The 19,905-nt window shown below is 72.3% G+C and carries 18 protein-coding genes; 13 read left to right on the forward strand and 5 right to left on the reverse strand.

The features are described from left to right. Together ACTWPW_RS32385 and ACTWPW_RS32390 are read left to right on the forward strand one after the other, a co-directional pair. Positions 1-1,269, forward strand: coding sequence for a sensor histidine kinase (locus tag ACTWPW_RS32385; RefSeq protein ID WP_443170832.1), 1,269 nt, complete (start codon positions 1-3; stop codon positions 1,267-1,269). 265 nt (positions 1,270-1,534) lie between these two features. Beyond that, positions 1,535-2,626, forward strand: a complete 1,092-nt coding sequence (locus ACTWPW_RS32390) for a response regulator (protein ID WP_443170833.1) — start codon at positions 1,535-1,537, stop codon at positions 2,624-2,626. Here the strand turns inward: ACTWPW_RS32390 and ACTWPW_RS32395 are convergent. After that, a complete protein-coding gene (locus ACTWPW_RS32395) occupies positions 2,613-2,903 on the reverse strand; it encodes a hypothetical protein (RefSeq protein WP_375111957.1) in 291 nt (96 codons plus the stop codon). The two genes, ACTWPW_RS32390 and ACTWPW_RS32395, sit on opposite strands and share 14 nt — an antisense overlap. A gap of 138 nt (positions 2,904-3,041) precedes the next feature. On the opposite strand from ACTWPW_RS32395, the gene ccmA reads away from it, so the two are divergent. Both ccmA and ACTWPW_RS32405 read left to right on the forward strand, forming a co-directional pair. Next, positions 3,042-3,665: a heme ABC exporter ATP-binding protein CcmA gene (gene ccmA / locus ACTWPW_RS32400; RefSeq protein ID WP_443170834.1), complete on the forward strand. Its 624-nt coding sequence runs from the start codon at positions 3,042-3,044 to the stop codon at positions 3,663-3,665. Positions 3,666-3,873: 208 nt separating this feature from the next. Beyond that, positions 3,874-5,418, forward strand: coding sequence for a DUF6297 family protein (locus ACTWPW_RS32405; RefSeq protein WP_443170835.1), 1,545 nt, complete (start codon positions 3,874-3,876; stop codon positions 5,416-5,418). Between the two features lie 26 nt (positions 5,419-5,444). On the opposite strand, the gene ACTWPW_RS32410 is transcribed toward ACTWPW_RS32405, so the two are convergent. After that, on the reverse strand, positions 5,445-5,936 hold the full coding sequence (locus ACTWPW_RS32410; RefSeq protein ID WP_375111960.1) for a GNAT family N-acetyltransferase: 492 nt from the start codon (positions 5,934-5,936) through the stop codon (positions 5,445-5,447). Between the two features lie 46 nt (positions 5,937-5,982). On the opposite strand from ACTWPW_RS32410, the gene ACTWPW_RS32415 reads away from it, so the two are divergent. Both ACTWPW_RS32415 and ACTWPW_RS32420 read left to right on the forward strand, forming a co-directional pair. Continuing rightward, on the forward strand, positions 5,983-6,291 hold the full coding sequence (locus ACTWPW_RS32415) for a hypothetical protein (RefSeq protein WP_443170836.1): 309 nt from the start codon (positions 5,983-5,985) through the stop codon (positions 6,289-6,291). Continuing rightward, complete coding sequence (locus ACTWPW_RS32420) at positions 6,288-6,704, forward strand: acyl-CoA thioesterase (RefSeq protein ID WP_364123411.1); 417 nt, start codon at positions 6,288-6,290, stop codon at positions 6,702-6,704. Before ACTWPW_RS32415 ends, ACTWPW_RS32420 begins: the two co-directional genes overlap by 4 nt. 6 nt (positions 6,705-6,710) lie before the next feature. Here ACTWPW_RS32420 and lepA read toward each other — a convergent pair whose 3' ends face one another. Both lepA and ACTWPW_RS32430 read right to left on the reverse strand, forming a co-directional pair. Then, positions 6,711-8,543, reverse strand: a complete 1,833-nt coding sequence (gene lepA / locus ACTWPW_RS32425) for a translation elongation factor 4 (protein WP_375111962.1) — start codon at positions 8,541-8,543, stop codon at positions 6,711-6,713. Between the two features lie 38 nt (positions 8,544-8,581). After that, positions 8,582-8,857, reverse strand: a complete 276-nt coding sequence (locus ACTWPW_RS32430) for a hypothetical protein (protein ID WP_375111964.1) — start codon at positions 8,855-8,857, stop codon at positions 8,582-8,584. Positions 8,858-8,929: 72 nt separating this feature from the next. Between ACTWPW_RS32430 and ACTWPW_RS32435 the strand changes: the two genes are divergently transcribed. The 6 genes from ACTWPW_RS32435 (at position 8,930) to ACTWPW_RS32460 (ending at position 17,436) form a co-directional block, all read left to right on the forward strand. Further along, positions 8,930-9,589, forward strand: a complete 660-nt coding sequence (locus ACTWPW_RS32435) for a hypothetical protein (protein WP_443170837.1) — start codon at positions 8,930-8,932, stop codon at positions 9,587-9,589. A gap of 107 nt (positions 9,590-9,696) precedes the next feature. Continuing rightward, the gene (gene rpsT, locus ACTWPW_RS32440) at positions 9,697-9,966 is read left to right on the forward strand and encodes a 30S ribosomal protein S20 (protein WP_375111967.1); all 270 of its coding nucleotides are present in this window, start codon (positions 9,697-9,699) and stop codon (positions 9,964-9,966) included. A gap of 190 nt (positions 9,967-10,156) precedes the next feature. Continuing rightward, positions 10,157-13,222, forward strand: a complete 3,066-nt coding sequence (locus ACTWPW_RS32445; protein ID WP_443170838.1) for an FtsX-like permease family protein — start codon at positions 10,157-10,159, stop codon at positions 13,220-13,222. Further along, positions 13,219-15,804, forward strand: a complete 2,586-nt coding sequence (locus ACTWPW_RS32450; RefSeq protein ID WP_443170839.1) for an FtsX-like permease family protein — start codon at positions 13,219-13,221, stop codon at positions 15,802-15,804. The genes ACTWPW_RS32445 and ACTWPW_RS32450 overlap by 4 nt, the downstream gene beginning before the upstream one ends. Further along, positions 15,801-16,751, forward strand: coding sequence for an ABC transporter ATP-binding protein (locus tag ACTWPW_RS32455; protein ID WP_375111970.1), 951 nt, complete (start codon positions 15,801-15,803; stop codon positions 16,749-16,751). The genes ACTWPW_RS32450 and ACTWPW_RS32455 overlap by 4 nt, the downstream gene beginning before the upstream one ends. Continuing rightward, positions 16,744-17,436: an ABC transporter ATP-binding protein gene (locus ACTWPW_RS32460; protein ID WP_375111971.1), complete on the forward strand. Its 693-nt coding sequence runs from the start codon at positions 16,744-16,746 to the stop codon at positions 17,434-17,436. Before ACTWPW_RS32455 ends, ACTWPW_RS32460 begins: the two co-directional genes overlap by 8 nt. A gap of 238 nt (positions 17,437-17,674) precedes the next feature. Here the strand turns inward: ACTWPW_RS32460 and ACTWPW_RS32465 are convergent, their stop codons facing one another. Continuing rightward, positions 17,675-18,946, reverse strand: coding sequence for an MFS transporter (locus tag ACTWPW_RS32465; protein ID WP_443170840.1), 1,272 nt, complete (start codon positions 18,944-18,946; stop codon positions 17,675-17,677). A 68-nt stretch (positions 18,947-19,014) separates the two neighbouring features. On the opposite strand from ACTWPW_RS32465, the gene ACTWPW_RS32470 reads away from it, so the two are divergent. Then, entirely contained in the window at positions 19,015-19,500 is a 486-nt protein-coding gene (locus ACTWPW_RS32470) for a MarR family winged helix-turn-helix transcriptional regulator (RefSeq protein ID WP_443170841.1), read from the forward strand. Positions 19,501-19,905: the final 405 nt, after the last annotated feature.

Raw genomic sequence — 19,905 nt, forward strand, 5'->3', positions numbered from 1 at the left:
TTGTCCAGAGTCGTCCCCGTCGCGTTGCGGCTGGGGTTGATCGTGCTGCTGATCGTGGTCCAGGTGCGGGCGACCCCCGCACCCGGCCTCACCGGCGTCGCCCTGGCCGTCACGCTCCTGACCGTGGCACTCGCCCTCACGCTGCTCGCGATCCTCCTCCTGTCGCGCCCGCCCCATGTCCTGCCGCGCCCGCCACACGTCATGTCGCCCTCGCCGCACCTCATGTCGCGCCCGCCGCACCTCATGTCGCGCCCGCCGCATCTCATGTCGCCTTCGCCACACGAGACCTCTCGCCGGGCAACGGCGGCCGACGCCGCACAGCCGCACCGAGGAGCCGCGCCATGGAAGGCGTTCCGCCTGTCGGGGAGAGCCTCACAGCTCGTCACACTGATCGCCCTCGGCCTGGCGGTGCTCCTCTCCATCGCCCTCAACTCGATCACCCACAGCGGGGTGACGATCGGCGTCCTGCTCGTCTGCGTGAGCCTGGCGGTGAGCCGCCTGTCGTTGCGCCAGTCGTTCACCGTCGGGCTGCTGGCCGTCGTAGGGCTCGTCGTGGCGGCCGAGCTCTCCGGCTCCCCGGCGAACGACCTCACCCTCGTCCTCAGCGTCTGCCTGATCTTCCTGATCACGTACGCGGCGAAGCAGCGCAAGGCCACCAGGGCCGCCGAGGCGAGGGAGGCCGTGCTCGCGGAGCGAGCCAGAATCGCCAGGGAGATCCACGACATCCTCGCCCACTCGCTCTCCGCCCAGCTCGTCCACCTGGAGGGAGCCAAGCTGCTGCTCCGCGCGGAGCGGACGGCCGAGGCCCTCGACCGCGTCACCCACGCCCGCGACCTGGCCAAGTCGGGCCTCGAGGAGGCCAGGCGGGCGGTGTCGGCGCTGCGCGAGGACCCGCCCGCGCTGCCCGTGGCGCTGCGTACCCTCGCGAAGGACTTCGAGCACACGGCGCACCAGTCGTGCACGCTGCGCATCTCGGGTCCCGAGCAGCGCCTCCAGCCGGAAACGGAGCTCGCCCTGCTCCGCACCGCCCAGGAGGCCCTCACGAACGTCCGCCGCCACGCGCCCGGCAGCCCGGCCACGGTCGAGCTCGACTTCGACCCGACCGGCTGCGACCTGCGCGTCACCAACCCTGCCTCCGCCGAGAAGGGCTCACCGGGCGGTGGGTACGGCCTGGTGGGCATGCGCGAACGCGCCGAACTCCTCGGCGGCACGCTGTCGGCGGGCGAGCGGGACGGCGGCTTCCAGGTCCACCTGCGAGTCCCAGCATGACCCCGCCTCCACAACCCACCCACCGCCCCGACCCACGGCTCACCCACCACCGTGGGGAGCCGCCCACCGGCTGTCCCAGCAGCCTGCCCACCGGCCAGCCGCCTGGCGGAGTGCTCACCGACTGTCCTAATGGGCTGCTCACCGGCCGGCCTGATGGACTGCCCACCGGCCGGCCTGGCGGGCTACCCACCGGCCGGCCATCTCCCACCGCCGAGCCCGGGAGCCGGCGGATGGCCGCTCCCCTCGAACCTCAGGAGGTGCCCGTATGACCAGGGTGGTCGTGGTCGATGACCAGGCCGTGGTGCGTGAGGGCCTGGTGCTGCTGCTCGGCCTGCTGCCGGGGATCGAGGTGGTCGGGTCGGCGGGCGACGGCGAGGCGGCGCTGCGGCTGGTCGGCGCGGAGCGGCCGGACGTGGTGCTCATGGACCTGCGCATGCCCCGCATGGACGGCGTGGAGGCCACCGGCCGCATCCGCACCGCGTACCCGGAGACCCAGGTCGTCGTGCTCACCACGTATTCGGATGACGATTCGGTCTTCGCCGCGCTACGGGCGGGCGCGCGGGGCTTCCTCACCAAGGACGCGGAGGCCGACGACATCGCCTCGGCCGTGTCCACGGTGATGCGCGGCGACGCCCAGCTCGACCCCACGGTGCAACGCCGCCTCCTCGACACGATGTCCCCACCCCCGACCACGCCACCCCCGCCGACCCAGGCCACCCCGCCCCAAGCGCCTGCCCCTCGATCGCCAGTCCCCGCCGCAAGCGACCCAGAAGCCATCGAGACAGGGTCCGGAACGGCAGCGAGCAGCCCCGCGCCTGCGCCCGCACGCGGATCCGACACCGCGGCCGGATCCGACACCGCGGCCGGACGCGAGACCGGGGCCACAGCCGGACGCGGATCCGGGCCTGCAGCCGGGCGGGTGTCCGGGCCCTCAGCCGGGCGGGTGTCCGGGGCTGTGGGCGGACGCGGGTACAGGGGCGGAGCCGGGGCCGGGCAGGGGTCGACGGTCGTGGACGGGCGCGGATCAGGGAGCGCAGCCGAGCGGGAGTCCACGAGCGCGGACGGACGTCGGTCCGGGGTCGCGGATGGGCGGGAGTCCGGGGTCGCAGGCAGGCGTGGTGGGCGGGGGGCGGCGGCGTGGGGTGGTGGGGCGCCCGACGGGCTTACGCCGCGCGAGAGCGAGGTGCTGGCTCTCATCGCCGAGGGCCTGTCGAACGCCGAGATCGCCTCCCGCCTCTACATCACCGAAGCCACTGTCAAGACCCACATCAACAACCTCTTCGCCAAGGCCCACCTTCGCGACCGGGCCCAGGCCGTCACCTACGCCTACCGGCACGGCCTGGTCAACCCCGGTTGAGCTGGGACTCCTCGTCGAAGCCGGCCAGCTGTAACAACGTCTCCAACGCCGCCTGCCTGGTCTCCTCGATCGAGCCTCCTCGCTCGCCGAAGCACTCGGCCGCCACGTCGAGCAGCGCCGTCACCACGACCGCGTCGGGATAGGGCACGTCGACGAGGACCGTGCCGTCCTCGCCCTCCTCACCCTCCCCCAGGTGGAGTTTCAGCAGCCGCCGAGTCTCCTCGGCCACAGCCACCCCCAGCACCGCGGCACGCTCGAATCGCTCAGAAGCAATCACGTCACCCTCCAGTCGCACAGGTGTTCGGAACAGAAGGTAGACGGTGGCACCGACAGAATCCCTTGCGCAGCCCGGCTTCCTGAGCCCGCCGCCGCGGACGCGTACGCGATCAAGCTTGTGGCTGGATACGCTCGAACGGTGTACGACTCGATCATTCGCATTGACGACCTCACGGTCGAACTCGGGGGCAATCCCGTACTCAAGGGCATGGAGCTGACCGTGTCGCCGGGCGAGGTCGTGGCCGTGGTCGGCCCGAACGGATCCGGCAAGTCCACGCTGCTGCGCTGCCTGGCCGGGCTCCAGCCCGCCACCTCCGGCGAGGTACGCGTGTTCGGGCGGTCGCCGGCCGACGACGCCGGCTTCTGGGGCCGGGTCGCGCTGCTGGGTGACGAGCCGGCCTGGTATCCGGGGCTCACCGCGCGCGAGCACCTGGAGCTGATGGGGGCCGTACACACCAGGGCCCGGATGACGGTGGACGCGGCGCTGGAGGAGTTCGCGCTGGTGGAGCGGGCCGACGCGCCGCCGCTGAACCTGTCCACCGGCCAGCGCCAGCGCCTGTCCCTGGCCTCCGCGCTGCTCAGGCCGAGCACGCTGCTGCTCCTCGACGAGCCGGAGCGCGGCCTGGACGCCGGGTTCCGCGCCCGCCTGGCCGACCTGCTCGACGAGTACGCCGCTGAGGGCGGCACCGTCGTCATGGCCACGCACGACGAGGGCCTGGCCACCCGCGCCCGCCGGGTCTCGCCGTCCGGGGTGCCCGCATGACCGGTCCCGGCCGGTTCCGCCGGGTCACGTGGTCGAGAGGTTCCCGCATGACCGGCCGGGACCGGTTCCGTGGGATCTCGGGGCCGGGAAGGGCCCGCGCGACCAGCCGGTACGCGTTCCGTGGGATCTCCGGCCCGGTGAGCGTGCCCCGCCGCGTCTCGGCCTGGGAGGCCGCCGTATGAGCGAGTCGGCCGGCAGCGTAAGGGCCGTGCGGGCTTACCTGCGTTCCAAGGGACGTGCCCCCGCCGGCCTGCTCGACCGCTACGTCACCGCGTTCTGCCTGGCCATGTTCGTGGCCGTGGGGGGCCGGCCCCTGTCCGGGGTGTTCGCCGGGCTGGCCGGGACGGTCGATCCCGCCCGCATGGGTGCGGGGGTGGCGCTGCTGGCGCTGGCCGTCGCCGGTTTCCTGGCGGTCGCCCGCTCGGCGGGGCCCGTGCTGCTGCCCGCCCCCGACGCTTCCTGGCTGCTGATGTCCCCGCTGGATCGGCGGCTGCTGCTCGCCCGGCCGGCACGGATGTTGTTCACGGTCGCCGTGGCGGTGGGTGTGCTGCTCGGGGTGGGGATGCTGGCGGTGCTGGGCGCGCCCGACCACCTGGTGTGGCGGGTCCTGGGCGCGCTGGCCCTCGGCGTGTCCGCGAGCGTGGGCGGGATGGCGCTGGCCGTGCTCGGGCAGGTCTCCCAGCCGTGGCAGCTCTGGCTGACCGGTGCGACGGCGGCACTGCTGGTGCTGGCCGTGGTGGCGGTCAGCGGGCAGCTGCGTACGGTGCTGGCGGTCGCCGCGAGCGCGCCCCTGACGGCCCTGGCCGCCGCCGTGGCCGCTGCCGCCGTGGCCGCCGGCCTGCTCGTACGGCAGGCGTCGGCCTCGCTCGGCCGGATCCCCACCCGTACCCTCGTGACCGCCTCGACCCGGGCCGGACACGTGGCGAGCGCGACCGTGTCCCTCGATCCCGGCGCGCTGACCTGGATCGCCGAGGACAACCACTGGCGGGCCAGGAAGCTGGGCTCCCGGCGCTGGCCGCCGATGCCGGCGCCGTTCGCGCTGGCCTGGCACGACTGGCGCCGCCTGGGCCGCAGGCCCGGCCGGCTGGCGGCCATCGCCGCGACCGCCGCGCTGCCCTTGGTCCTGGCCCAGGCGGGCGCCTCCCCGGCGGTGCTCGGCGTGGCCGTGCTGGCGGGCGGGCTGGCCGTGGCGACGACGAGCACGTCCGGGGCGCGCCGGGACGCGGACAACCCGGCCCTGGCCCGGCTCATCGGGGTGGGCCACCGCCCGGCGCTGGCGGCCCGGGCGGTGCTGCCGACGCTGCTCAGCGGGACGTGGGCGGCCATGGCGCTGGCGGGCCTGGCCATGGCCCACGACCCGTCCTTGGGAGCGGCCCTGGCCCAGATCCCGGCCGTCGTCCACGACCTGTCAGGAACGGCCCTGGCCGACGACGCGGCAGCCGGGTTTCCCGTGGCGTGGTGGTTGTTCGGGCCGCTGGCCGCGCCCGCGCTGGCTGCCGGTGCCCTGCGGATGGCCAGGCGTGCCCCGGTCGACCATTCGATGCCGGTCATCGACACCCCGGGCGGCTCCATCCCGACCGGGCCGGTCTTCTGGGCGGCCACCGGGCCGGACCTGGCCCTGCTCGGATGCCTCCCGACCGCCATGGCGCTGGCCTCCCAGCCCGCCTCCCCAGGGCCGTTCCTGGCGGCGCAGGCAGCGGTGAGCGCGGTGGTGCTGGTGGGTTACCTGTGGCAGGCGGGCAGGCCGAGGTAAGGGAGGCGAGGGAGGGTGACGGGAGCTCAGGCCACGTACACGTCGCTCGGCACCCCGCCGTACGGGATCGTACGATCCCTCCGCATCCCGGCCCGCTCGGCCACCCTCCGCGACGGCTCGTTGATGTCCCGGATCACCGCCACGACCGTCCCCAGCTCCCTGCCGATCCGGAGGGCGGCCTGGACCAGCTCCACCGCGTACCCGTGCCCCCATGCCGAGGGCCGGAATCGGTAGTACAGGTTCAGCACCTCGTCCCCGTCCACGATCGCGCGCCGCAGCCCGCCGAAGCCGAGCACGCGCGGCTGCCCCAGAGGCCGCGCGGCCCAGTAGCCGATCCCCCGCTCGGTCCAGTCGTCGATCCACAGTTCGAGCATGGCGCGGCTCGACTCCAGGTCGGTCACGGGGCCGCTGGGATGGTACACGCTCGTGCGCGGGTCGGAATGAATCTCGTGCACCGCGTCCAAGTCGTCGGCCGTGACCCGAGATAGGACCATTCGCGCCGTCTGCACCACTTCCATGCTTTCAGGGTAGTCGCTACGATCGGAAGGCAATCGCTACCGATCGATGGGCGATGAGATGGACGTCCCGAAGATTCAGTCCTCGTTGCGCCTCATCGCGCGCGGGCTGGAAGAGCTGGCCGCCGCGCTGGGCGACGAGCAGGAGGCGGGCGAGGACGAGCGGACGGCGCGGGTCATCCAGGACTGGGGGCGGCGCGGCCTCACCCAGAAGGAGGCGTCGGCGCTGTTCCAGCGGCACGGGTTCGCCCCGCAGACGACGGGCGGATGGGCCCGCGGCGAGTGGGTGGAGATCGGCGACGACGGCCTGCGCTACCTCACCGCCAAATCGCACACCTGGCTGGAGGAACGGACATGACCTTCTCGGTACGCATCGCCGTACGCGGCTACGAGCTCGACACGCAGGGCCACGTCAACAGCGCCGTCTACCACCAGTACGGCGACCACGCCCGCTGGGAGTGCCTGCGCGCGGCCGGCATCGACGTCGACGACCTGCGCGGCACCGGCCTCGGCCCCGTCACCCTGGAGAACACCATCCGCTACCACCGCGAGCTGCGCGGCGGCGACGAGGTGGAGGTGACGTGCGCGTTCGAGTGGGGCGAGGGGAAGACGTATCGGGTCCGGCAGGAGTTCAGGAGGCCGGACGGCGAGCTGGCCGCCGAGCTGACGGGCGTCGGCGGCCTGATGGACCTCGACGCCCGCCGCCTGGTCGACGACCCGAAGGGCCGCTGGCGCTCGCTCGCGCGGACGCCGGCGGTCCTCAACCTGTAGCGGCGGCTACTTCTTGGCCTTGTCGACGGCGCCGGAGTCGGTGGACAGCGCGGCGACGAAGGCCTCCTGCGGCACCTCGACCCGGCCGACCATCTTCATCCGCTTCTTGCCTTCCTTCTGCTTCTCCAGCAGCTTGCGCTTACGGGAGATGTCGCCGCCGTAGCACTTGGCCAGCACGTCCTTGCGGATGGCCCGGATGTTCTCGCGGGCGATGACCCGGGCGCCGATGGCGGCCTGGATCGGCACCTCGAACTGCTGCCTCGGGATCAGCTCGCGCAGCTTCTTCGCCATGTCGACGCCGTAGCCGTAGGCCTTGTCCTTGTGCACGATGGCGCTGAAGGCGTCGACCGGCTCGCCCTGCAGCAGGATGTCGACCTTCACCAGCTCGGCCTCCTGCTCGCCGGCCGGCTCGTAGTCGAGCGAGGCGTACCCCCGCGTGCGCGACTTGAGCTGGTCGAAGAAGTCGAAGATGATCTCGCCGAGCGGCAGCGTGTAGCGGATCTCGACGCGGTCCTCCGACAGGTAGTCCATGCCGAGGAGCTGGCCGCGCCGCCCCTGGCAGATCTCCATGATCGCGCCGATGAACTCGGCCGGCGCCAGGATCGTGGACTTGGTGACCGGCTCGAAGACCTGCGCGATCTTGCCCCCCGTGGGGAACTCCGACGGGTTGGTGACCGTGAGCTCCTTGCCGTCCTCCATGACCACGCGGTAGACCACGTTGGGGGCCGTGGAGATCAGCGACAGCCCGAACTCGCGCTCCAGCCGCTCGCGCACGATCTCCATGTGCAGCAGCCCGAGGAAGCCGACCCGGAACCCGAACCCGAGCGCCGCCGAGGTCTCCGGCTCGTAGACCAGCGCGGCGTCGTTGAGCTGGAGCTTGTCGAGCGCCTCGCGCAGCTCGGGATATTCGTCGCCGTCGATCGGATAGAGGCCGGAGAACACCATCGGCTTCGGGTGCTCGTAGCCGGCCAGCATGTCCGTGGCGGGCTTGACCGACGAGGTGACGGTGTCACCGACCCGCGACTGCCGCACGTCCTTCACGCCGGTGATCAGGTAGCCCACCTCGCCCACGCCCAGGCCCAGCGCGGCCGGCTTGGGCTCCGGGGAGATGACGCCGATCTCCAGCGTCTCGTGGGTGGCGTTGGTGGACATCATCAGGATGCGCTCGCGCTTGCCCAGGTGGCCGTCGATGACCCGGACGTACGTCACCACGCCGCGGTAGGTGTCGTAGACGGAGTCGAAGATCAGCGCCCGGGCGGCCTTGTCGGCGTTCCCGACCGGCGCGGGCACGGTCGCGACCACGTGGTCGAGCAGCTCGCGCACGCCCTCGCCGGTCTTGCCCGACACCTTGAGCACGTCGGAGGGGTCGCAGCCGATCAGGCCCGCCAGCTCCTCGGCGAACTTCTCCGGCTGCGCCGCCGGCAGGTCGATCTTGTTGAGGACGGGGATGATGTGCAGGTCGGCGTTCATGGCGAGGTAGAGGTTGGCCAGGGTCTGCGCCTCGATGCCCTGGGCCGCGTCGACCAGCAGGATCGCGCCCTCGCACGCCTGCAGCGACCGGGACACCTCGTAGGTGAAGTCGACGTGCCCGGGAGTGTCGATCATGTTGAGCACGTGGCCGTCCCACGGCAGCCGCACGGCCTGCGACTTGATCGTGATGCCCCGCTCGCGCTCGATGTCCATCCTGTCGAGATATTGGGCACGCATGGAACGGTCGTCGACCACGCCGGTGATCTGCAGCATCCGGTCGGCAAGGGTCGACTTGCCATGGTCGATGTGCGCGATGATGCAGAAGTTGCGGATCAACGCGGGGTCGGTCTGGCCAGGCTGAGTGCGCACCGAAGTCCGTTTCGACAGGGTTGAGGTCAAGCAGTCTTTCATGGTGACATGCCCGGGTGATTGCCCGAACCGTCATTCGCCGCGGCCTGCGCCTGCTCGCGCTTGCCTTGGTCATCGTGGTCGCGCTGGTCGGCCTCCTCGCCGCGGCGCTCCGCCTCCAGTTTACCGGTGCCCCGGCAGCCTGGGCGAAGAGCACCGGTAACGACGCCCTCTGGCTGGGCCACGCCTGGGTTGACGGCCGCCGCACGGAGCGCGACGTCGAGCAGCTGGCGGTACGCCTCCGCGCCACGGGCGTCAAGGATGTGTACGTCCATTCGGGCCCTTTTGAGTGGGACGGCCGCTTAGATCCCGCCAAATATCCCAACGCCGGAAATTTCATCCAATGGATGCGTAAGCAGCTCCCCGCCATCCGCGTCTCCGCCTGGCTCGGCCAGGCCGTCAAGAACGGCCTCGACCTGGATGACCCCAGATCCCGCGAGAACGTCCTGGCCGGCGTGGCCGCCATCATGAAGCAGGGCTACGACGGCATCCACTACAACTTCGAGCCCATCGGCGACGGCGACACCGAGTTCCTCGACCTCCTCGACCGGACCAGGCAGCACACGAAGCTCCTGTCGACCTCGGTCCCGCAGATCGAGCCGTACGCCGGCATGCGCCTCACCGCCCGGACCCTCCTCGGCCACGACAAGTACTGGTCCGAGGGCTACTTCGGCCAGGTCGTGGACCGCGTGGACCAGGTCGCGATCATGACGTACGACTCCTACACCCCCACGCAGTCCCTCTACGGCGGCTACGTGGCCCGCCAGGCGAGCCTCGCCCTCGACCTGGTCCCCGCCTCCAAGGCGCTGTACATCGGCGCACCCGCCTACCACGACCACGGCGTACCCTGGCTCGACAACGCCGAGAGCGTGGCGATGGCGGCGGAGGGCGCCCGGCTGGCCCTGACCGGCCACGGCAGCCGGCGCGAGCTCTTCGGCCTCGCCCTCTACGTGGACTTCGCGGCCACGGAAGAGGATTGGCACGAGTACATGACACTATGGCGTTGATTTGAGCAGCCGCCTGAGTTATTGGTACCCTGGGTAACTGCGTGTGGCGCGCCCTCTCTCGAGCCCGCGCGCCCCATCCATCACCAGACTTTCACCGAGGCTTCTTCGTGGCGAACATCAAGTCCCAGATCAAGCGCAACAAGCAGAACGAGAAGGCTCGCCTGCGCAACAAGGCGGTCAAGTCCTCTCTGAAGACGGCCGTCCGGAAGTTCCGCGAGGCCGCCGAGCAGGGCAACGCCGAGCAGGCCGTGGCGCTGCAGCGGGTTGCCGCCCGTCAGCTCGACAAGGCCGTGAGCAAGGGCGTCATCCACAAGAACCAGGCCGCCAACCGCAAGTCCGCGATCGCCAAGCAGGCCGCGGCGCTGGCCGCCAAGTAGGCCGAGCCCAGCAACCCGGCGACAGATAACGCCGCACTCCCACGGGGGTGCGGCGTTTTTGGGTTTTGCGGCTCTTTTGTCACGGTTTCGATATCACACCGCCGTATCGGGTGCGTCACCGTTACAAAGATCGCCTTGCCCCTCGCCCAAGATGTGCTCGAAGGTGCACTAAACGGGCGAAGGGGGACACATGCGGGGGCCGTTGGTCGTCAAGAGGGCGTTCAGCGAACCGCTGCTCCTCCTGGCCGCGTTCGGCTCGATCCTGCTGGCCACCACCACGCTGGTGGCGCTGACCATGTATGCCTCCTCGATCGCCGACGCCGGTGTGCGCAGGACGATGGAGACGGCCTCGTACCGGCAGACCGCGGCTACCATCAGCGCGCCCGTGACGGCGGAGACCTTCCCGAAGTTCGACCAGGCCGTACGCGCCGAGCTCGGCCGGGCCTACACCGAGCCGCCCGCCGTCACGACCAGCTTCCGCTCCGACTCCTACACCATGCCCGGCCAGGAGAGCCGCGAGCTGCCCGAACTGCTCAGGTTCGGCAGCTACGACGGGCTCGACCGGCATGCCCGGCTGGTCGCCGGCGCCTGGCCGAAGCCGGGTGAGGAGCCGGGTGAGGAGCCGGTCGAGGCGGCGATCTCGCTGTCGGCGGCCTCGGCGACCGGGTTCGAGGTGGGGCAGGAGTTCACCACGCGGGGCCGGCTCGACCCCCGCCCGGTCAGGGTCCGCGTGGTCGGCGTCTTCCAGCTCAACGACCCGTTCGGCGAGCGCTGGGCCGGCGAGCAGCTGCTCAGCCGGGGGGTCGAGCGCGGCGAGTTCACCACGTACGGGCCGCTCATGGTGGCGCGCGAGACGTTCGTCGCGCGCTTCGCGACCAGCGTCAACGCGACCTGGACCGCCGTGCCCGACCTGCGCGCCCTCACGCCCGAGCAGCTGCGGCCGCTGGCCGGGGCGATCGCCGGGATCGGGGAGCGGTTGCAGGCGGGCGGCTGCCCGAGCTGCGTGGCCGCCGGCCACCTGCCCGAGATGCTCACCCAGCTCGACACCGCCTCGCTGGTGGCACGCTCGACCATGCTGATCCCGGTGCTGCAGCTCCTGCTGCTGGCCGCGTACGCGCTGATGCTCACCGCGCGGCTGCTGGCCGACCACCGGCGGATGGAGGTGGCGCTGCTGCGCTCCCGTGGCGCGGGCACGGTGCGGCTGGCGGCGCTGGCGGGCGGGGAGGCGCTGCTCGTGGCGCTCCCGTGCGCGATCGTGGCGCCGTTCCTGGGGCCGCCGCTGCTCGCGCTGGTCAACCTGCTGCCGTGGATCAGGTCCTCCGGGGTGCGGCTGGCGCCCGAGGCGGACGTGGGCACCTACCTCGTGTCGTTCGGGGTGGCGCTGGCCGCCGCCGTGCTGCTGGTGCTGCCGGCGCTGGCGGGCGCGCGGCGTACGTACGTGGAGGAGCAGTCTGCGCGTGGGCGCGGCGGCGGCCGGGGGCTGATCGAGCGGGCGGGCGCCGACCTGGCGCTGCTGGTCGTGGCCGGGCTGGCCATCTGGCAGCTCCAGCGCTACGGCGCGCCCGTGACCGCGACGGCGGCGGGCGGGCTGGGCATCGACCCGCTCATCATCTCCGGGCCCGCTTTGGCCCTGCTCACCGGCGGCATGCTGGGGCTGCGGCTGGTGCCGCGCATCTCGAGGCTGGCCGAGCGGCTGACCTCCGGCCGGCCCACGCTCGCGCCCGCGCTCGGGGCGTGGCAGGTGAGCCGGCGGCCGCTCAAGTACGCCGGGCCGGCGCTGCTGCTCACCATGGCGATCGCGATCGGCATCGTGTCCCTGGCCACCGCGGCCACCTGGCGTTCCTCCCAGCTCGACCAGGCCCGCCACCAGGCCGGCGCCGACCTGCGGCTGTCGGGGCCGCCGGACGGGCCGGAGCTGGGGGCGCTCGGGCGCGGCACGGCGTTCACCGCCCTGCCCGGCGTCACCGCCGCCTCCCCCGGATTCCGCGGGCAGACCGAGGTCAGCGGCGAGAGCGCGCTGCTGCTCGCGCTCGACGCGGCCAAGCTGGGGGAGCTGTTCCACCTGCGTCCCGACCTGTCGGCGCAGCCGGTCGGGGAGCTGGCCAGAGCGCTGGCAGGCGACCAGGCGGGCAGGCTGGACCTGCCGGGACGGCCGGCCACGCTGACCCTGCGCGCCGAGGCGAGCGCGGAGATGTCGCTGCGGCTGGTGGTGTCCGACGCGCTCGGTGTCTGGCGCGACGTGTCGCTCGGCGTGCTCAAGCCGGGCGAGAACCGGGTCGAGGTGGACCTGCGCGCGCTGGCCGGGCGGAGCGGCACGATCACGTACCCGCTATCGCTGCGCGGCCTGGTCGCGGGCGCGCCGGAGGGCACCGCGAACCTGGAGGTGACCGGTCTGAGCGCCGACGGCCAGGACGTGGCGGTGCCCGCCCTCACGATGAGCGTGACCCGCTCGACGGCGGCCCCCTTCGTCCGGGGCCCCGAGCCGGGGCCGATGCCCGTGGTGCTGACCGCCGACCTGGCCGCCTCGCTCAAGCTGGGCGTCGGGCAGGTCGGGCGGGCCAGCATCGACCGCAGGGTGCTCCCGGTCAAGGTGGTCGGGGTGGTGGACACGATGCCGACCACCGCGGCCGGCCAGAAGGCCGTGCTCGCCGACTGGGGGACGATGCAGGCGTACGAGTTGGCCGCCGCGCAACCGCCCAGGCCGGCCACGGAGTGGTGGCTGGCGGCAGGGAACGCCTCGACCGCCGCCGCGGCACTCAAGGACCACCCCGAATGGGACGTCACCGCGCTCGACCAGCAGCAGCTGGCCGCCACGCTGCGGGACGACCCGCTGGCCAGCGGGCTGCAGGGAGCGCTGATGCTGGGGTTCCTGGCGGCGCTGGTGTTCGCGGTGCTCGGATTCCTGGTCAACGCGGCCGTCGCGGCGCGGGAGCGGATGGCCGAGTTCGCGATCCTGCGGGCGCTCGGGGTCAGCTCCAGGCAGGTGTTCGGGATGCTGGCCATGGAGCAGGCGTTCGTCATCGGGCTGTCGCTGGCGGCGGGCACCGGGCTGGCCGTGGTCGTCGGCGTGCTGGTGGTGCCGCACATCGTGCTGACCGGCCAGGCCGCCGCCGTCACGCCGGACGTGGTGCTGGACATTCCGTGGGCGGTCACCGGCGCGATGCTGGCGCTGGTGGCCGGGGTGCTGTTCGCGATCGTCGCCGGGCTGGCACGCAACCTGCGCAGGCAAGGGCTCGGCCTTCGGGAGGAACAGTGAGGACCTGGCTGCTCGCCCGGGTGCACCTGGGCACGGTGGCCGTGCTCTTCGTGCTGACGTTGAGCGCCTGCCTGCTGGTCGCGGGCCTGCCCAGGGCCACGCAGGCGTCGTACGACGAGGCGCTGCGCCGCTCGCTGACCGCCGCCCCCGCCATGCAGGCCGACCTGACCGTGGCCGTGGCGTCCGGCTCGCGCGAGGAGGACCTGCGCGAACGCGGCCAGTTCGACTCCCGCGAGCGCCTCTGGCGCGAGATCCTGCCCCCGGACCTGCGCCCGCTGACACGGGCCACCGGCCACATGAGCGCCAAGACCACGCTCACGCCGATCGCCGGCACCAGCGGCGGGGCCTTCATCAACCTGGGCTGGCTCTCCGACGCCGACCGGCGCGTGGACTGGGTCCGGGGACAGGCGCCCGGCGCGCCCGCCACGATGCGCCACGAGGGCGAGACGATACCCGTCTTCGAGGTCGGGATCGTCGAGGAGGCCGTGGGCGAGATGGACCTGCGGCTGGGCCAGACGACGATCGTCGGCGAGAACGACTACGCCGCGGTGAAGATCGTCGGGGTCTTCCGGGCCAAGGACCCCGGCGACCGCTACTGGTCTCACAACGCCGACGTCCTGCACGTCATCGAGCAGCAGCCACCCGGCGGCCAGGACCATGTGAAGCACATCACCACGCTGATGTCCGACGCCGGGCTGACCGAGCTCAGCGGCGAGGGCCGCCACCTGACCTATCGCTGGGTCCTGCCCCTCGACGGGAAGGCGGCCGGCGCGCTGGCCGCGCCCGCCCTCCAGGCGGCGGTGACCGAGTTCGACCGGGTCGTGGCGCTGCAGTCCGCGGGCTCCGCCAGCCGGTACCACGTCGAGACCGGGCTGCCGGAGCTGCTCCACGACTTCCTCGCCGAGCTGTTCACCGCCCAGACCGTGATGTACCTGGTGCTCGGCGGGCTGCTGGCGGTGGCGCTCGGCGTGATCGTGCTGGCCGTGCAGCTCCTGGCCGACAAGCTGGACCACACGCTGTCGCTGACGCGGGCGCGCGGCGGGTCGCTGCGGCAGGTGGCGGGCACGGCGGCGGCGCTGACCGGGCTGGCCGTGGCGCCGGGGGCGCTGGCCGGGTACGCGCTGTCGTACCTCGTGCCCGGGCCCGTGCTGCCGATCGTGCACGCCGGGCCGGTGATCGTGGTGGTCGTCGCCGTCGGGTTCGCCGCCGTGCGGCCGGCCCTCGTCCACCGCCGGCCGCTGCACGAGCGGCGCGACGACGTGGCCGCCGCCCGGCCCTCCGCCCGGCGGGTCACGCTGGAGGTGCTGGTCGTGGTGCTCGCGCTGGCGGGGGCGTACCTGCTGCGGGCCCGGGGGCTGAGCACCTCGGCGGGGCAGGATCCGTTCCTGCTGGTGGTGCCGATCGCCTTGACGGTCGCGGCGGCGCTGATCACGTTGCGCTGCTACCCGTACCCGCTGCGGCTGCTCGTCCGGCTGACCTCGCGCGGCCGGGCGGCCGTGCCGTTCCTGGGGCTGACCAGGGCGGCCAGGGCGCGCTCCGCCAGCGTGCTGCCGGTGCTGATCCTGCTGCCCGCGCTGGGCGTGTCGGTGTTCGCGGCGGTCGTGTCCGACGGGATCGCGGGCACGCAGCGGCTGGCGTCCTGGCAGCAGGTGGGGGCGCCGATCAGGATCACCTCGGAGGTCGAGATCCCGCCCGCCGCGATCGAGCGGATCCGCGGGCTCGCCGGGGTGCAGCAGGTGGTGCTCGCGCAGACGGGCCGGGTGCAAATCGGGTACGGCGCGGAGCGGGCGGAGGCCATCGCCGTGGACGTGGCCCAGTGGCGCCGGATCCTGGGTGACGCCCCCGTCGGCCTGCCCGCGCTGTCCGACGGCGGCGCGCTCGTCTCGCCCGAGCTGCGGGGGCGGGGCACGCTGGAGATCGGCTGGCAGTCCCGGCTCAAGCTGGCCACGCGCGGGCTGATCGAGTCGGTGCCCGGCTTCTACGCCAAGGGCAAGTTCATGGTCGTGCCCCCGAGCGTGCAACTCCGTCTCGCCCCGAACACCCTGCTGATCGAGGGGGACGCCTCGCTCGCCGCGCTGGAGCGGCTGGTCCCGTCGGCCACCGTCACCTCCCAGGAGGCGGCCCTGCGGGCCATCCAGGACGATCCGCTGACCAGCACGGTCCGGTGGACGCTGGCCGTGGTGACGGGGGCGCTGGCGGCGTACGCGCTGATCGCCGTTGTGCTGTCGCTGGTCATCGGGGCCGCCGAGCGGGCCAGGGCGGTGTCGTTCCTGCGTACGCTGGGCCTGTCGGAGCGGCAGGCGCAACGGCTGACCGTGCTGGAGATCCTGCCCATGATCCTCGTCACCGCGCTGGTCGGGCTCGGCCTGGGCCTCGGCCTGCCGGCCGCGCTCGGGCCCGGCGTGGACCTGTCGTCGTACGCCGGTGACCTGCCGGTCGGCGACTACTCGCTCGACCTGTTCCTGCCGAGCGCGCTGGCGGCCGGGCTGGCCGCCGTGGCCGTGCTCGGTGCGTACGCGCACACCGCCATCAGCCGCCGCAGCAGCCTCGGCGCCGTCCTTCGAGTGGGGGACCTCACATGAACCCGACCCTGTCAGAGCTGGAAGCCAAGGCCACGCGGAAGAAGGCCGCGTTCGGCGGTGACGCGCACATCGTGTGCGACAACCTCGTACGCATCTACAAGACCGAAGGCGTCGAGGTCGTCGCCCTGCAGGGGCTGGACCTGGTGATCGACGAGGGCGAGCTGGTGGCCATCGTCGGGGCGTCGGGGTCGGGCAAGTCGACGCTGCTCAACGTGCTGTCCGGGCTGGACGTTCCGACTGCGGGCGTGGCCCGGGTGGCGGGCATGGACCTGCTGTCGATGAGCGCGCGCGACCGGCTGCGGTACCGGCGGTCGGTGGTGGGCTTCGTCTGGCAGCAGACGGCCAGGAACCTGCTGCCGTACCTGACGGGCCGGGAGAACGTCGAGCTGCCGATGAAGCTGGCGGGCGGCGGTCGTTCGTCCGGGACCGGCACCGCGAGGCAGCGACGGGAACGGGCCGACCAGCTGCTGGAGCTGCTCGGCGTCGCCTCCTGCGCCGGCCGCAAGCCTCCCGAGATGTCCGGCGGCGAGCAGCAGCGCGTGGCCATCGCCGTCGCCCTCGCCAACTCGCCGCAGCTCATCCTGGCCGACGAGCCGACCGGCGAGCTGGACAGCGAGACGTCGGAGCAGGTGTTCGACGCGCTGCGCAAGGCCAACAGGGAGCTGGGGGTGACCGTGGTCATCGTGACGCACGACCCGCTGGTCTCGGAGCAGGTGGACCGAACGGTGGGCATCCGCGACGGGCGTACCAGCAGCGAGACGCTGCGGCGCGAGGACGCGGAGGGGCAGATCATCGCCGAGGAGTACGCCGTGCTCGACCGGGTGGGGCGGCTGCAGCTGCCCCGCGACTTCATGAACGCCCTCGAGATGGAGCGCCGGGTGCGCCTCGAGCTCGAATCCGACCACATCGGCGTGTGGCCCGCCCGAGAGGAGCCCTCAAGTGACTGATTCGCCCCTGGTCGTGGTGGAAGGGCTGCGCAAGGTCTACCGGACCGGGCCCAAGGAGGTCGTGGCGCTGCGGGACGTGTCGTTCTCGGTGTTCCCCGGGGAACTGGTGGCGGTCCGGGGTCGGTCGGGGTCGGGGAAGACGACCCTGCTCAACCAGATCGGCGGCCTGGACAAATCGGACGCCGGGCGGGTCGTGGTGGACGGGCACGAGGTCACGGCCATGTCCGAGGACGAGCTGCTGGCGCTGCGCCGGGACGTGGTGGGGTTCGTGTTCCAGTCGTTCGGGCTGATCCCCGTGCTGTCGGCGGCGGAGAACGTGGGGGTGCCGATGCGGCTGCTGCGGATGCCGGTGGAGGAGCGGGAGGCCCGCGTACGGATGCTGCTGGCCCTCGTGGGGCTGGAACAGCACGTCAACCAGCGGCCGTACGAGCTGTCCGGGGGGCAGCGGCAGCGGGTGGCCATCGCCCGGTCCCTGGCCAACCGGCCCCGGTTGCTGGTGGCGGACGAGCCCACGGGGCAGCTGGATTCGCAGACGGGGCGGCAGATCATGGAGTTGCTGCGGGCGCTCGTACGGAGTGAGGGGGTCACGGCGCTGGTGGCGACGCACGACCCGAGCCTGATGACGCTGGCGGATCGGGTGCTGGAGATCAGCGACGGCGTGGTACGCGAGGCCGCCCGCACCTGACCCGCCCGCACTCGTTGGGCCCGCATTCCTACTCCCCCCGCACCCCACCCGGGCCCGGCGCCTCCATCTCCCCCACTACGGCACCCCGAGCCCTTACCCCTCCCCACTACGGCACGGCGACCCGCACCCCAACCCCTACCCCTACCCCTACCCCTACGACACAGCGACCCGCGCCCCAACCCCTCCCGCTCCCGCAATGTCCACCCGGCCCCCTGTCTCCCACTCCCAAGGCGCGTCGTCAATCCCTCAGGCTCGGAACCGGCGATCGCGGTCCGGCCGTCGCCGGCGGCCTCGACCAGGCGATCGCGGCCAGGTTGGCGGCCGCGACCAGCACCCCACCCACCAGCGCCATCGCCGCCACCCCGGTCACCCCGGCCAGCGGCGCCGCCACCGCCAGCCCGAGCGGCCGCGCCGCGAACGAGATGAGCTGATCGAACGACCGCACCCGCCCCAGAGCACCTTCCGGGATCTCCTCGGCCACCACCGTCTCCCACAGCGGGCTGAGCACCCCCAGCCCGAACATCGCCACGAAATACGCTCCGGCCAGCACCACGACAGGCGACGGCCCGGCCAGAGCCATCATGGGCAGCAGATAGCACGCGGCACCGACCTGCACCACGACCAGCGGCCGCCGGATCGGCAACCGGGGAGCGGCGAACACCCCCAGAACCATCCCCACGGTCCCGCTCTGCACGATCGCCATCCAGCTCGCCTCGCCCCCCAGCCCCTGCACGGCGGTCACCGGCCCAAGCGTCAGGAACAACCCGGCCATGAAGTGCCACACCCCGTGCCCGAGCACACAGGCCAGGAACCAGGGCCGTACCCTGACCTCCCGCCACCCGTCGGCGAGGTCCCGCCCGAACGCCGAAACCGCCCGCCCCCTGACAGGCCCTCGCAGACCCGCGACAGGCTTACCCCCTCGCGCCTGGCGATGGCCCGCAGCCCGCTCCGCGCGGGCCGCTCCTGCCGTACGGATCCCTCCAAGGGTCACCGCCGAGCACGCGAACAGCACCGCCGTCACCCCCGCCGCCCAGCCGGGCCCGGCGGTGACGGTGATCGTACCGGCGATCGCGGGGGCGGCCACGGACGACAGGCTCGTCACCACGCCGATGCGCGCGTTCATCCGCAACCTGTCCGGACCGGGCACCACCGCCACCACCAGCCGCGGAACGGCCGGGCTCCCGAACGCGATGGCCACCCCCGCCAGAGCCGACAACAACGCCAGGTCGAGCAGGCGATTCAGCCCCAGGAGCAGTTCAACGGCGATGGCGGCCTGCGACACGCACCGGGTCAGGTCCGCGAGCAGCACGACCCGCTCGGGCCTGAACCGATCGGCCAGCACACCACCGACAGGCAGGAGCAGCAGCATCGGAACCAGCTCACTCGCCAGCACGATCCCGACCGCCCCACCGTCGCCGGTGGCCCGTAACACCGCCAGGGTCAGGGTCGTCGGGATGAGCGCCGTGGCCAGAGCCGACAGGCATCGTCCAATCAGAAGCCGGTACGTCATGCCTCGAGACAATATTTCGCCAGCTAATGTTTCGTCAACGAAATACTCGCTGGCATATGATCCCGGCCATGGACGACTCCGTCGATCGCCACCTGGCCCGCTGGCGCGGCAAGGCGCCCTTCGACGAGCGGGTGGAGGCGATCGTGACCCGCCTGCAGTTCCTGGTGAAGCACGTGGCCCACACCAAGGAGGCAGCGCTGGCGGAGGTGGGGATGCAGGACTTCGAGTTCGAGACGCTGCACCGCCTGGTGGCGCGCGGCGGATCCGCCACACCGTCCGAACTCGCTGCGGACCTGCTGCTCTCGCCGGCCGGGATGACGGGCCGGCTGGACACGCTGGAGCGGTCAGAACTGGTGCGGCGGGTGCGCAGCACGGAAGACCGGCGCCGGGTTGACATCGAACTCACCCCGAAGGGTCACGACCTTTGGACGGACGCGATGACGATCCGCGCCGAGGCGGAGGCCTCCGTCGTCAACGCCCTGCCCCCCGAAGACCAGGCCCTCCTGGACAGCCTCCTCAAACGGCTGCTCCTCCACGCGGAAACCCCCACCTGACCTGCCCCCCACGCCAAGCCGCCTGCCAACCCCCTACCACCACACAACGCCCCACCCAACCTTGACCCAACACCCATGCAACCCCGGCCTGACGACCCGCTCCAACCTCGACCCGGCACCCGCCCAACCCCGGACCGATACCGCTCCAACCTCAACCCCACACTCGCCCGACCTCGACCCGATACCCGCTGCCCAACGCCTGCCCACGCACCAACCAACTTGAGAGCCGACACTCGCCCAACCGCCGGCTCGACATCGGCCCAACCATCCCCCAGCTAAGCTTGCGATTTAAGCAGGTCCGGGCATCGGTGCAGGTGCGTCCAGATCGCGCCCGATGTTGTGGCATATCACCATGTAACGGGACGTACCGGAATGTGACTGCCGCGCTACGGCGTGTCGTGTCAG

This window comes from Nonomuraea sp. KM90 (assembly GCF_052246675.1).
Classification (GTDB): Bacteria; Actinomycetota; Actinomycetes; order Streptosporangiales; family Streptosporangiaceae; genus Nonomuraea.